The sequence below is a fragment of the Mucilaginibacter sp. SG564 genome, assembly GCF_013149275.1.
Taxonomy (GTDB): Bacteria; Bacteroidota; Bacteroidia; order Sphingobacteriales; family Sphingobacteriaceae; genus Mucilaginibacter.
In genome coordinates, this window is sequence record NZ_JABGNA010000001.1 from 66773 (window position 1) to 79953 (window position 13181).

Consider the following 13181-nt stretch of genomic DNA (forward strand, 5'->3'; position numbering starts at 1 on the left):
TAGCAGAACAATGAAAAAGAATATTTATAAAGTTATTTGTGCGGTGGTGCTTTTTGCAGCGGTTCAGCCATCATGTAAAAAGGATTTTGAATCCATCAATACCGACCCGAATGCATCGCCAACAACTACGCCTAAGCAATTACTGGCCCCTGCATTGGTAAATGTGTTAACTACCAATATGCTACGCAGCCGTACTTATAATAACGAACTGATGCAGGTCACCGTAAATCAAAGTGACTCTGAAGGCCAGGTTTTCCGGTACGATATCAAAAATACCTGGGGCGATTATACCTGGAACAACTGGTATTTGCAGTTAACCAACTTTAAATCAATATATGACATAGCCGGGCAAACCGTTACCTTAAATAAAGGCTACCAGGGTATATCGCTCATCTGCCAGGCCTGGATCTATTCCATGCTTACTGATACTTTCGGGGATGTGCCTTATTCACAGTCAAACCAAGGCCGTAACCTGAATTTTCAGCCTGCATTTGACAAACAGAAGGATATATACTTAGGTATATTTAAACAGTTGGAAGACGCCAATACCCTATTAAATGGTGCGGCAAATGTGGCATCTTCAAGTGACCCGGTTTTTAACGGCAATACCACCCTGTGGCGTAAATTTGGCAATTCATTATACCTGCGCTTATTGCTGCGTATTTCGGGTAAGGCCGAGGTTGCTGCGGACTGTATTGCGAAAATTAAAGATATTGTGGATAATAACCCCGGCACTTATCCCATCATGGCCAGTAATGCCGAATCTGCTGTTTTGAAGTGGACAGGTTCAGGCTACTTAACTTCGCCGTTTATTGCGGGGGTTCGGGCGCAGGACTTTACAGCGCCGTCTTTATGCTCATTCTTTATTGATAATTTAACCAAATGGTCTGATCCCCGTTTATTTCAGAATAGCTGGGCAATCGCTACTTATGGTGGCGGATATGTGGGTGTACCCAGTGGCTATGCACCTGGTAATGCGCCAATCAAGAAATCATATTTCTATTCTACCACCTCTGCCAAAACGCTCATGAATGAACCTTTAATGGGTAATATCATGAATTATGCCGAGCTGCAGTTTATACTGGCCGAGGCCGCTGCCAAAGGTTGGATATCCAAATCTGCGCAAACCTATTATGATAGCGGCGTTATTAATGCCATTACTTTCTGGATACCTACTTTTAACATACCTGTAGCAACCTATGAAGCTACCGCAGATATCACCTGGAACGATTCGGCATCACTTGACGATAAAATGGAGATGATACATGTTCAAAAGTATTACACCCTGTTCTGGACCGATTTTGAGCAATGGTTTGAATATCGCCGCACTGGTCACCCGGTATTGCCAAAGGGAGCGGGTTTGCTAAATGGTGGTGTAATGCCTGCCCGTATCGTTTATCCGGTTTATGTACAATCGGCCAATCCAACAAATTATAAAGCAGCAGTGGCGTCACAGGGACCAGACTTACTGAATACGCAAGTTTGGTGGCAAAAGCCCTAATTGTTTTAACTGAATGATTTATCACGATATCCATTGAAAATGAAAAAGATATTATTTTACACTTTGTTGCTGCTTTGCTCAGCTATACTAATGCAGGGCTGTACCAAGGCAAATAATTACCCTGGCGGGGTACTGGCCTCGGTTATAGCTGTAGCCGACATCAGAACTATATATAAAGGGGCTGATGTTACCCTCGATACCAAAAATCTGTTCGGCGCGCACCAAATGACTGGTATTGTAATTTCGGATGCGGCAGGAGGTAATATGCCCACAGGTTTACTGGTGGTACAAAACAACCGCAGGGCAAAGCTAAGAGGCATATCCATACCTTTAGGCGCCGCGGCTTCCAGCTATGCACCCGGCGACTCGGTGCTGATAGATATAACCGGAGGGGTACTAAAGCGGGTTAACGGCACTTTGCAGATAACCGGTATACAGCCTGCTGCGGTTACAAAGGTTTCTTCAAACAACACAATAGCCAGCCAGAAGGTGGCAACCAATACACTGAGGGCAAGTCTGGATAATTATGAAAGCACCCTGGTTACTATATCTAAAGCCGGTTTTGATCCATTGCCCACATCAACAGATACTTATGCCGGAGATAAGGTGATAAGCGATGGTTATGGTAAAGTTACCCTGCATACAGAAGCTTCGGCTGCATTTGCTGGTAAAAACTTACCACTAAGTGCCAACTTCGCGGCTATTGTATTTGGTGCAGATAGCAGCATCAGTACAGTAATTCCACAGCTGCGTATGCGTACCATTGACGACGCATTTATACTGGCAACCGACATTGCCCCTATGGTGATTAGTGGTTTCCTGACCGATCCGGCGGGTACCGATGCCAATTATGAGTACATACAGCTATTGGCTACCCGCGATATTGATTTTTCGACGGAGAACTTTACCGTAGTAACTACTAATAATGCAGGCGCATCAACGCCTTCGGGTTACCCGGTGAATGGCTGGGCCATGGGCGATCTGAGAACTTACAAAATTGAGCTCAAGTCTGGTAAAGTAACAAAGGGTACTTATTTTTATGTTGGCGGAACAGGTAAAAAAATAGATGGTTCAGCGTCAACTGATATAAGCTCATCCAACTGGATAGGAGCGTTCAATTACTCAACGGCCAACAGCCCAAATTTTAATAGCGATCCATCATCGGCATTTGGTACCAAAACCAGTAATCTATTAGCTAACAGTGGTAACGCAGCGGGTGTTGCCGTATTTACCGGTACCAATATTACGGCAGCCAGTAAACCTGTTGACGTGATATTTTACGGAACTGGTGGTAATTTATATGATGCCAGCGCGAATGTAGGCTACCGCATTACCAACAACGATTTTTACGATGTAAAGAATCCCGTAACCCAGGCAGATCAGCCGTTTAACAGGCAGGGAACCAATACCGCAGCATGTACGCTTCCGGTATCGGGTAGTTTTGCCCAGTTGGGTGGGGAATATAACCCGGCTATAGGCCGGTGGACGCTTAGCCGAAGCACTACCAATTTACCACTATCCAATAGTTCGGTGATTACAGATATTGAAGGCGACAAAGCTACCAGGCTCAAATAGCGGAGTTACTTCATTTGTGTTAGAGGCTGTATCATCATCATGATCAGCCTCTTTTTTTATTTGATCTATCCGGATACTCCATCATGAACTGATGTATAGCCCGGCTTAACTTAACTGACAAAAAGTGGGTTTACATGGTTTACATAATTCAGGGTTTACATTGATTTAACTATTTGATAATCAATAAATTAAATATTTTATCCTAAAAAAAGTGTAAACCCACTTTTGTATACTTATTACCGGCTAAATTTCAATTCATCAATGACACATCACCTTTTTATTACCACCATTTTAGCGGGAATTCGATCTTATCAACCGAGCCCACAACCAGGTCGGGTTTAAAGGCGTAGTGGCTCAGTTGGTCTTTGGATGATATTCCGGAAAGCACCAGTATAGTTTTATAACCCATTTGCACGCCGCCTTGTATATCGGTTTCCATGGTATCGCCAACTACGGTGGTTTCGGCGGTTTCGAGCCCCAGGAATTTACGGGCCGAGCGCATCATTACCGGGCTTGGCTTGCCGGTTACAAATGCCTTACGGCCGGTTGCTTCTTCTATCATAGCTGTTGTTGCCGCTATACCCAGGTTGTTCCAGCCGGGTTTTTTTGGTGATGGATCACGGTTGGTGGTGATGAATTTGGCACCCGCCAGTATCATATCTACCGCGCGCTGAACCATTTCCAGGGTAAAATTGCGACCCTCGCCCAGAACCACAAATTCGGGGTCGGTATCAACCAGGGTTATGCCGTTTTCATGCAGGCTGGTGAGCAAACCGCCTTCGCCAAGTACGTAAGCAGTACCATTCGGACTTTGATCGCCCAGGAATTTGCCCGTAGCCATAGCACTGGTATACACATGTTTAGCCTCAACGGTTATACCCAGCCTCTTCAGCTTACGAACCACTTCCAGACTGGTTCGCTGGCTGTTGTTGGTCATAAAGGCAAAGGGGATGCCCTTTTCAAGCAGGTGGTTTATAAATTTATCGGCACCATATATCAGCTCATCACCGCTGTATATTACACCATCCATATCAATAAGCAGTCCTTGTTTCATTTTTTTAAGATTATAGGCTTGTTAGGTTTATCCAACAAAATCAAATGTAATATTAACATGTTTAATGATCGAATAAAAATTGCAGAACATATTCTAAGAGCGGGGCCTGGATCAAAAACTTTTTAAACCTTGAATTTTAACATTTTTTGAGCCAAAAAAACACCGAAAATGATTTAAAAGCATTCGAAAAATATCGATTCTAATACTTTTAACAAATTTCCGCCTGATTTTAACGGGTTTTAAAAGTTTAAAAAGTTTTACTGTATTAATGATTACCGGTACATAAAAACCGTAAAGTCCTCATTACTATAATCATTTTTTAGTACCACGCGTTGGCTTAGTTGCCGGCAATGGGTCATGATCACATCTGGGTTATAGGCCGCTAACAAGCCGTTGGGAATAATATGCTTCAGCAGGTTAAAGGCAAGGCCTTTTCTGCAATGGTCATACAAACGGGTAATGGCCTTGAAAATAAAATCAGGGTCGGCATTGTAATAATTGAGTGATCCGCTGGCCATTACATAATCGGCAACAGGTATATCATCGGTCATAAAATCGCCGCGGATAAAAGCGGTGGCTTCCCAGTCCTGAAATCTGCGCGTAGCTTCGTCAAACAGCTCCGGGATCTGTTCCATGCCATAATAAACAATATCGGGATACAATTCGTGCAGGTAGGAGCGGAGGTCGCCATGGCCACACCCGGCATCCAGTACAGAATGGCCGTTCAGATCGGTCATATGAGCCAGTACATCAAAACGGATAATCTGGCTTTCGGTATCGCGCCAGCCCAGGGCCTCGGGGCCTCGGTTGTCATGCAGGGCAATCATATACCGGTGGTAGCCAAACACAGCTGCAGAATCGGGCGAAATACTCATGAACTTTACTTAATTATATCGAAAACTCTTTTTACTTTTACTCAAACATTACCTATGAAGATCACACGCCTTTACCTCACGCTCTTATTGCCGCTTTGCCTGTTTCTTGGCTGCAGTTCAACCATATCAACCTTTGATCAAACCGCTTATACCCAGGTTACTTCCTTAAAAGTGGATGCGCTTGATCTGATGGATAAAGCTACCGAAAATTATACAAGTCATGAAAGCGAAGTAAAAGCGCTTCAGCTGAATATTGACAAGGCCATTGAATACGATAAGCACCGCCCGCATAACGAGATCACTACACAAATGTGGACTATCCTAAACGACCCCCAGGGGCACCTTTTTGGCGGTTTCCTGGTAAAATGGAAAAAGGATGGCAAATGCAACGCGACTTACATCGTTGATAAAAAGAAACAGATCAGTAACTCCTTTGACCAGATAGCCGAACTGGAAAGTAAAAAGATAAAACCTGCGCAGGTAACCCAATAAATTGAATTATGGCAATAAATTTTAAAAACGTATTGGCTACGCTTAAGCAGGGTATAGCCGACCTGGCGAGCAACAGTTTAAAGGAATTTATCACCCAGGCAACAGCCGATGGGCAGGCGATCCTGAACGATCTGAAAGACGACTTGAAGACCTGGACAAAACAGTTAGCCAATGGCGACATCAGCAAAGACGATTTCAGCGACCTGGTACTGGGCCAGGCCGATGAAATAAAAATGATAGCCTTGAAGCAAGCCGGCCTTGCCGAAGTTACTGTTGACCAGTTTAAAAGCGATGTATTTAATTTGATTATTAATACGGTTGTAGGATTGATACCGTGATAGATTCTCAAATCTATTGCAGTTCTTCAAAAAACATGTCATTGCGAGCGCAGCGTGGCAATCGCATACTATACAGAGCGAATAATGCCTATCGTAGACCGCATTATTTCCACGCGTCATTTTACGAGCGCAGTGTGGCAATCGCATATTGTACAGAGCGTAAATGTATGGCGTATATCCGCTCTTGGCCGCGGGAGGGCCAGTCACGTTTTTCGTTGTGGTTTGTTTTTTTTGGTACTCAAGAAGGCTTCGCCGTATGTCGCCACAAAAGTAACCAAAAAGGCTTCAGCAGAAATGCTTCTTTGCCGCACATAGCCTTTACCCGGCAAATAGGGCAGAACCAGGGCTGCAATTATTTTGCCCAACTTCGTTCGTACATTTCCCCACGCTTCAGCAAAAACTTGCTATGCCCCGCAGCTGCACCGCCCACCATCGTTCTACCCGCTTTCGCCCGAAGCTTATCTGCTGACGGGGAAGGGCTTCAATCACTAATTCAATAATTAAAAATACCCGCATTTTTGTCATGCTGAACGGAGTGAAGTATCTATTGTACTTCGTGTATATTGAAGAAGATCCTTCGTTCCTCAGGATGACAAACTTGTAAGATGGTATGACAATAGATCAAGCTAATCTTTAAATCCATTAATCATGGTTCAGATTTTCTCCCAAAGCTTATCTGCTGAACGGGAAAAGAAATCAATAATTCACTAAATCACTAATTCAATAATTAAAACCCCTCATAAATCCATTTACAAATACTTAATTTTCATGGGTTTTAAACACTTTAGAACATGATTTTTGCCATGTTTTTTGTAAAAACACTACGAAATTCATAAAAATGTATAGTTTATACATAAATTCTATAGAATTAGTAGTTATTTAAAAAACAATTATATACATTTGCCGGAGAGATAAAAAAATACAACGTAAAACTGTTTTAAAAGCTCCAGAAAATGCAACCCGACCCAACCACCAATTCCGGCTTTGCTGCTTATCAAATGCAAACTGCTATTTTCCGTCGTTTTTGTTGTTGCTGTTGATCCAGGCGTTAGAGGATCTGTCTTTCTCTGCGATTGTTGCCTGCCGGTAATGATCTGATTTCTACAAATTATTCTTATACCATTTTATATACGGCATGACCATCTGTGCATGATTGGCTTTGCCCTTTTTACCTGCTTTTTAAATAACCATATATAAAAAATACTACTATTATGACCCTTAACGACGTTTCCTTGCTGGGAAAAAAGATACTGGTAGGGGTGATCATCACCCTGATTCCCTTTGTGATCATTTTTGGCGGATTATGGCTTACGCAAAAGCTGCTGTCTGATAATCATAAATCTGTCCCGGCATCCACAACACAAACTAAATCAACCGCATCATGAAACTGGAAGAAGCCAAAAAGACACGCATTATTAAAAATGCCCTGCTGAGCCTGGCACTGTACGCATTGCCTTTAGTGCTCATGTTTGTTACTTTTTACTTTACCGGGCAGCGCCCATGGGAAAAGAAAAAACAGGTGCAAAAAACAGCCCAGCCTGCCGAAAAAACTAAATCTGAAAATCCTTAAACATAAATACCATGATTGAACTGATAAAAAAAGTAATTGATAACCTGAACGGATACGGTTTTTCCGTTCTGGTGCTGGTACTCGGGGTGTTGGAGTTTTCGTTTGGCCTGTATAAAAAACGCTGGAACAAGAACGAACGCTGGGTAGATATTGCCTGCTTTACCATCCCCAAACTGATTGTTAAACCGGTAGTAGCTTATTACGGATTGAAAGTTTTGCCGTTTCTGCTACCTGGTTTCAAAAACGCTTTTGACTGGGTTCCCTTTTTCTGGGGTTTCATCATTATAGCCGTTGCCGACGACCTGACCCAATACTGGTACCACCGGCTACATCATGAAGTGCCATGGTTGTGGCGTTTTCACCGTACGCACCACTCGGCATCGTACATGGGGATGGCTATGGCCAGCAGGCAAAATGTGATCTATACCTTGTTTTTTTCGCAAACTTATTTAACTACCGCGCTGGTTTATCTGGGCCTGGGCATTCCGGCTATCGTAGTAAAAGGCATCAAGGGTACTATTACCACGCTGGCACATTCCAGTATTCCATGGGATAAGCCTTTTTATCAGTACAAAGTGCTGCACCCGCTGGCCTGGGTGTTGGAGCGTACCATATCTACGCCGGCAACGCACCATGCGCACCATGCCGCTACTACCGATGATGGCGTGGGCTATTACAAAGGCAACTTTGGCAATATGTTTTTTTTATGGGATGTGATATTTGGTACGGCGCATATTTCGCGTCAGTATCCAAAAGCTTATGGTATATCGCACTATGAAGGCGATCAATGGTATGCGCAGCTGTTATGGCCTATTTTTAAATCAAAAGTAGCCGGAAGCGAGTTGGCAGCCGATGGCCAAATGGTTAGGGAAGATGTGCCCTTACAGGAACATCAGTTATATCGTCCCGAAAAACGAGAGAACGTGGAGCAGGAAATTTCTGAAGAAACATATAACTTACAGCCGGTAAAAGCTTAAAGAGAATCAAGATATAGGAGTCAAGAATCAAGAATAGGAAAAATTTCCTGGCGATCAAGTGATTTTTGTTTTGTCTTGACTCTTGATTCTTATATCTCGACTCTATAATAAATATGAATCTTAAAAGAATTTCCCAGGTACTGATAGTTGTGATTGCTGGTTCGATTTTGTTTTCGGCCTGTAAGCAAAAAGACAAGGCTAAAGCTGTTGTTACAACCGACAGCGCAGCGTCGAATAAAAAGAAGGCGATATGCTGCGAATCGAACATTCCCAGCCGGTTTAAACCAACCCCTTTAGCGGGGGCGGCTGTGATGAACGGGCCCGATACCAGTCACAGTGGGATGGTTTGGATACCGGCAGGTACTTTCAGGATGGGGGCGGACAACAGCCAGGCCGAAAAGGACGAATATCCAAAACATAAAGTTACTGTGGATGGCTTTTGGATGGATAGGACGGAAGTAACCAACGCGCAATTTGAACAATTTGTAAAAGCTACCGGCTACATAACCACGGCCGAACAAAAACCGGATTGGAACGTGCTTAAAAAACAATTGCCCCCCGGTACCGAAAAACCGGCGGATAGTTTGCTGGTGGCTGCATCGTTGGTATTTGTGCCCTCGAAACAACCCGTATCACTAAGTGATTACAGCCAGTGGTGGACCTGGAAAAAAGGCGCCAGCTGGAAACATCCGCATGGCCCGGGCAGCGATATCAAGGGCAAAGGCAATTACCCGGTAACACAGGTGTCATACTATGATGCCGTAGCCTATAGCAAGTGGGCTGGCAAACGCTTGCCGACAGAAGCGGAATGGGAACACGCCGCCAGGGGTGGGTTGAATGATAACATATATCCATGGGGAAACGAGAAAGTGACCGATGGTAAGCCCAAGGCCAATATTTGGGAGGGCGATTTTCCATACCGGAATACCCAGCGCGACAAGTTCTATTATACAGCGCCGGTAAGTTCATTTGCCGCCAACGGCTATGGTTTGTACGATATGGCCGGCAATGTTTGGGAATGGTGCGCCGATCTGTATGACTACCGGTATTACAATACCATCAACAAACCCGAGGGGGTGAAAAATCCCGAAGGTCCATCAAAATCATACGATCCAGATGAGCCTTACGCAATAAAAAGGGTAGTAAGAGGTGGTTCGTTTTTATGTAACGATAGCTATTGCTCGGGTTTCAGGGTAGCCCGGAGGATGAAAACCACCGAAGACAGTGGGATGGAGCACCTGGGTTTCAGGTGCGTGAAAAATTAGTAATAAAAAGTGAGGGTGTCGCCCTGAGCTCCGTCGAAGGGTAGAGCGCAGAGGCCTGCCCACCATGCTTCGACGGAGCTCAGCATGACACCCTGCCCTCTCAAGAGGGAATTGATAAACATTAAAGAACAAAGGCATATGAAAAAATAATAACATAACATAAATAAGGGAAAAGCAATCGCTTTTCCCTCCAGAATTAAAACAACGAAACAGGGATCGATTGGCGTTGAGCCTGCTTCAATGGTGTCATTTTAAACTATTCAAATTTATGCAAAATATTGCAAAAGTTGGGCAGGGCTTTCTATTGCCCCAACCCCGGCTTGTTCACCTGGTCACGGCCATAGCCGCAGGTATTTACTACCGGTACGCCGGTGGCGGGCTTATATCAAAAGCCGCTTTATCGTCTGGTTTATTCACCAACTTAAACTACCAGGCGATATGAAAAAACTCTTATTTATTTCAGCATTAGCTTTACTGCTCCCCATTATTGTTTTTGCCCAGGAAACACAGCCTATCATCAATTCAAAACTGGTAGGCAGGGTAATTGATGGTTCCACCAAAGAGCCATTGCCCGGCGCGGTAGTACGTATAGAGGGGACAACACACGTTGTTTCGACAGATGTTCAGGGGAAATTTAGTTTTGTTACCGGTCAGAAGTTTCCATACAAACTTATTATAACCTTTATAGGTTACGAAACACAGTCGTTTATTGCCGATGGCAGTCCCGTAGAGATCCGGATGAAAGACGCGCAAAGCCTGCTGAACCAGGTAGTTGTGGTGGGCTACGGCTCTCAAAAACGTAAGGACATCACCGGTTCGGTGGCATCAGTACCACAACTGGCGCTCAAACAGCCCATTCCTTCGTTGGATAGGGCCCTGCAGGGTACCATCTCGGGCATACAGGTAACCCAGGCCACCGGGCAACCCGGAGCAGGGGTAACGGTACAGATCCGCGGTGTGAACTCCATTAACGCGGTGGCTGAACCACTGTATATTATTGACGGTTTCCCAACCTCAAACAGTAATTCCCTTACCGATGCCGGTGTAACCAATGGCCCTAAGATCAATCCTTTGGCTTCATTGAGTACTTCTGATATTGAAAACATCGAGGTGCTGAAAGATGCCTCGGCGACAGCCATATACGGAACACGTGGTGCTAATGGTGTGATCATCATCACCACCAAAAAAGGTAAATCGGGTGTATCGTCCATCAATTACGATGGCAGCTACGGCTGGCAAAGCGTGATCAAGACTATCCCATTACTTAACTCCGATCAATGGGGGGGCTTGCGTAACGACGCCCTGGTTAATTCAAACAAATCACCACAAACTGCCGCCCAACTCAATCCTTTTAATGTGAATACCGACTGGCAAAAGGCTGCCTTCCGGGAAGGGAATACGCAAAACCATAACCTGTCTATCCTTTCGGGGACAGACCGTACCCGCCTGGCGTTCTCGGGCAATTACATGAAGCAGGACGGTATACTGCAAAATACCAATTTTGAGCGTTTTGCCGGTCGTGTGAATGTGGAGCATGATTATAACGACAGGTTTAAAATATCATCCTATATCACCGGCAGCCGTATCAGCGCGCAGGTAGCGCCGGCAGGAGTTGTCCCGGCCATATTGCTGATGACGCCCACCACGCCGGTATACAATGCGGATGGATCTTTCTTTATGAAAAACATATTTGAGGGTACTTATGGCAATCCCATCAATACGCTGTATAATCAACTCAATACAACTACTACCAGCAGGGTTTTAGGTAATATCGCGGGTGATTACAAGATCACTACCGACCTTACTGCGCGTGTTTTAGCCGGTATCGACCTGATCGACAACAAACAGAACCGCTACCTGCCCTCCACGGTGTACGAAGGTTCAGGCTACTCAGGCATCGGCGAAGTAGGTACGCTGAATTCCTTTAACTGGCTTAACGAAAACACGCTGACCTATACCAAAAAGCTGGATCGTCATAATCTAACCGTATTAGCAGGTTTCACTCAGCAGAAATTTAAAGCCGAAGGTGCCATTACCGGTTCATCGGGTTTCGTGAGCGATTATGACGCGTACAACAACCTGGGTTCGGGGAGTATCACCTCCATTTCGGCCGGTGGTTTTGCTATTGCGCCATCATCATCATCCAATATCTGGGCTTTAAAATCATACCTGGCCCGTGTTAACTATGGTTTTGACAGCAAATACCTGTTAACATTAACCTTACGTGCCGATGGTTCTTCCAAATTTGCACCGGGGCATCAATGGGCATCGTTCCCGTCGGCCGCCATCGCCTGGAATGCTTCCAGCGAAAATTTCCTGAAAAATGTGGAGCAGATCAGTCAGCTTAAATTCAGGTTGAGTGCCGGGCAAACCGGTAACAGTGATATCCCGGCATACCAGTCATTCTCACAACTGGGTTATTACCGCTACAACTTTGGTAACACCACCGTAGCTGGTTTTGCGCCCAACAGTTTGGCCAATCCCAACCTTACCTGGGAAAAAACAAGCCAATATGATTTTGGCTTCGACCTGGGCCTGCTGAAAGACAGGATCACCGTTACCGCCGATATCTATTACAAAAAGACAACCAACCTGCTGTTATACCTGCCGCTGCCGGCTACCAGCGGACTTACCATTATTACCAATACCGCTATCACCAATCCGCAGCAGTATGAAAACGTGGGTTCGGTGCAAAATAAAGGCTTTGAGTTGAGTGTCAACTCGCATAACCTTACCGGTTCATTTGTATGGAACACCAGCCTGGTATTCGCGGTGAACCGCAATAAAGTGCTGAGTTTGGGTGGTAATGGGGTAAATCAATTCATCCCGGATTCGTCGCTGCCATCTATTTTAAAAGTAGGGGAGCCTATCGGTTCATTCATCGGGTACAAAACCAACGGACTGATCAAGGCGGGTGGCCCGGCATTAACCCCGGCGGCCAATACCTCACCGGGTGGGCAGGCTTATGTGGATGTTAATGGCGATGGCAAGATCACGCAATCAGCCGACAGGGTGATCCTGGGTAACGCGCAGCCTAAATTTACCGGTGGCTTAACCAACACCTTCTCTTATAAAGGTATCGACCTGAGCATCTTCCTGCAGGGGTCATATGGTAACAAGATATACAACCAGCAGCGCAACGTACTGGAACTGGGCACGGGCTATACCAATGCCACTACTGCCTTATTGAACCGTTGGACATCCACTAACACCAATACCGACGTGCACAGCGCGTTCCAGGATCCGGCGCCAACCATTTCTGACCGATTTATCGAAAACGGCTCATACCTGCGCTTAAAAAGCCTGAGTCTGGGTTACACCATCCCAACATCAGTAGTGTCCAAATCGCCTATCAAAAAGATCAGGATATTCCTTACCGCGCAAAACCTGGCCACCTGGACTAAATACACCGGGTACGATCCGGAGGTGAGCAGTAACGAGCAATCGGCTATTACCTCTGGTGTCGATAACGGGGCTTACCCCAACAGCAAATCCATTATTGCCGGGTTAGGTATCACCTTATAATATGATCAA

The 13181-nt window shown here is 45.1% G+C and carries 12 protein-coding genes; 10 read left to right on the plus strand and 2 right to left on the minus strand.

What is annotated here, in order from left to right; all coding sequences use genetic code 11:
• Positions 1-10: 10 nt before the first annotated feature.
• Positions 11-1501, plus strand: coding sequence for a SusD/RagB family nutrient-binding outer membrane lipoprotein (locus FHW89_RS00195; protein WP_172333002.1), 1491 nt, complete (start codon positions 11-13; stop codon positions 1499-1501).
• A 39-nt stretch (positions 1502-1540) separates the two neighbouring features.
• Positions 1541-3076 carry a DUF5689 domain-containing protein gene (locus FHW89_RS00200; RefSeq protein WP_172333003.1) on the plus strand — a complete coding sequence of 512 codons (1536 nt, stop codon included), beginning with the start codon at positions 1541-1543 and terminating at the stop codon, positions 3074-3076.
• A 280-nt stretch (positions 3077-3356) separates the two neighbouring features.
• Here FHW89_RS00200 and FHW89_RS00205 read toward each other — a convergent pair whose 3' ends face one another.
• Positions 3357-4130 (minus strand): HAD-IIA family hydrolase, encoded by a 774-nt coding sequence (locus tag FHW89_RS00205; protein WP_172333004.1) that lies wholly within the window; start codon positions 4128-4130, stop codon positions 3357-3359.
• A 272-nt stretch (positions 4131-4402) separates the two neighbouring features.
• Positions 4403-5005, minus strand: a complete 603-nt coding sequence (locus FHW89_RS00210) for a trans-aconitate 2-methyltransferase (protein ID WP_172333005.1) — start codon at positions 5003-5005, stop codon at positions 4403-4405.
• Between the two features lie 54 nt (positions 5006-5059).
• On the opposite strand from FHW89_RS00210, the gene FHW89_RS00215 reads away from it, so the two are divergent.
• The 8 genes from FHW89_RS00215 to FHW89_RS00250 all read left to right on the plus strand — a co-directional run bounded on the left by FHW89_RS00215 (position 5060) and on the right by FHW89_RS00250 (position 13172).
• Positions 5060-5497 (plus strand): hypothetical protein, encoded by a 438-nt coding sequence (locus FHW89_RS00215; protein ID WP_172333006.1) that lies wholly within the window; start codon positions 5060-5062, stop codon positions 5495-5497.
• A gap of 8 nt (positions 5498-5505) precedes the next feature.
• Positions 5506-5835 carry a hypothetical protein gene (locus tag FHW89_RS00220; protein WP_172333007.1) on the plus strand — a complete coding sequence of 110 codons (330 nt, stop codon included), beginning with the start codon at positions 5506-5508 and terminating at the stop codon, positions 5833-5835.
• Positions 5836-7046: 1211 nt separating this feature from the next.
• Entirely contained in the window at positions 7047-7220 is a 174-nt protein-coding gene (locus tag FHW89_RS00225; RefSeq protein ID WP_172333008.1) for a hypothetical protein, read from the plus strand.
• Complete coding sequence (locus FHW89_RS00230; RefSeq protein ID WP_172333009.1) at positions 7217-7405, plus strand: hypothetical protein; 189 nt, start codon at positions 7217-7219, stop codon at positions 7403-7405. The genes FHW89_RS00225 and FHW89_RS00230 overlap by 4 nt, the downstream gene beginning before the upstream one ends.
• Before the next feature lie 11 nt (positions 7406-7416).
• Entirely contained in the window at positions 7417-8382 is a 966-nt protein-coding gene (locus tag FHW89_RS00235; protein WP_172333010.1) for a sterol desaturase family protein, read from the plus strand.
• 113 nt (positions 8383-8495) lie between these two features.
• Entirely contained in the window at positions 8496-9647 is a 1152-nt protein-coding gene (locus FHW89_RS00240; protein ID WP_172333011.1) for a formylglycine-generating enzyme family protein, read from the plus strand.
• Between the two features lie 268 nt (positions 9648-9915).
• Positions 9916-10089 carry a hypothetical protein gene (locus tag FHW89_RS00245; RefSeq protein ID WP_172333012.1) on the plus strand — a complete coding sequence of 58 codons (174 nt, stop codon included), beginning with the start codon at positions 9916-9918 and terminating at the stop codon, positions 10087-10089.
• Entirely contained in the window at positions 10086-13172 is a 3087-nt protein-coding gene (locus FHW89_RS00250; RefSeq protein ID WP_172333013.1) for a TonB-dependent receptor, read from the plus strand. Before FHW89_RS00245 ends, FHW89_RS00250 begins: the two co-directional genes overlap by 4 nt.
• Positions 13173-13181 lie beyond the last annotated feature (9 nt).

What these genes read in the sequence shown, in the direction of transcription:
- FHW89_RS00225 (WP_172333008.1), top strand. Translation starts at nt 7,047, where the DNA reads ATGACCCTTAACGACGTTTCCTTGCTGGGAAAAAAGATACTGGTAGGG.
- FHW89_RS00230 (WP_172333009.1), top strand. Translation starts at nt 7,217, where the DNA reads ATGAAACTGGAAGAAGCCAAAAAGACACGCATTATTAAAAATGCCCTG.
- FHW89_RS00215 (WP_172333006.1), top strand. Translation starts at nt 5,060, where the DNA reads ATGAAGATCACACGCCTTTACCTCACGCTCTTATTGCCGCTTTGCCTG.
- FHW89_RS00205 (WP_172333004.1), bottom strand. Translation starts at nt 4,130, where the DNA reads ATGAAACAAGGACTGCTTATTGATATGGATGGTGTAATATACAGCGGT.
- FHW89_RS00240 (WP_172333011.1), top strand. Translation starts at nt 8,496, where the DNA reads ATGAATCTTAAAAGAATTTCCCAGGTACTGATAGTTGTGATTGCTGGT.
- FHW89_RS00200 (WP_172333003.1), top strand. Translation starts at nt 1,541, where the DNA reads ATGAAAAAGATATTATTTTACACTTTGTTGCTGCTTTGCTCAGCTATA.
- FHW89_RS00220 (WP_172333007.1), top strand. Translation starts at nt 5,506, where the DNA reads ATGGCAATAAATTTTAAAAACGTATTGGCTACGCTTAAGCAGGGTATA.
- FHW89_RS00250 (WP_172333013.1), top strand. Translation starts at nt 10,086, where the DNA reads ATGAAAAAACTCTTATTTATTTCAGCATTAGCTTTACTGCTCCCCATT.
- FHW89_RS00235 (WP_172333010.1), top strand. Translation starts at nt 7,417, where the DNA reads ATGATTGAACTGATAAAAAAAGTAATTGATAACCTGAACGGATACGGT.
- FHW89_RS00245 (WP_172333012.1), top strand. Translation starts at nt 9,916, where the DNA reads ATGCAAAATATTGCAAAAGTTGGGCAGGGCTTTCTATTGCCCCAACCC.
- FHW89_RS00195 (WP_172333002.1), top strand. Translation starts at nt 11, where the DNA reads ATGAAAAAGAATATTTATAAAGTTATTTGTGCGGTGGTGCTTTTTGCA.
- FHW89_RS00210 (WP_172333005.1), bottom strand. Translation starts at nt 5,005, where the DNA reads ATGAGTATTTCGCCCGATTCTGCAGCTGTGTTTGGCTACCACCGGTAT.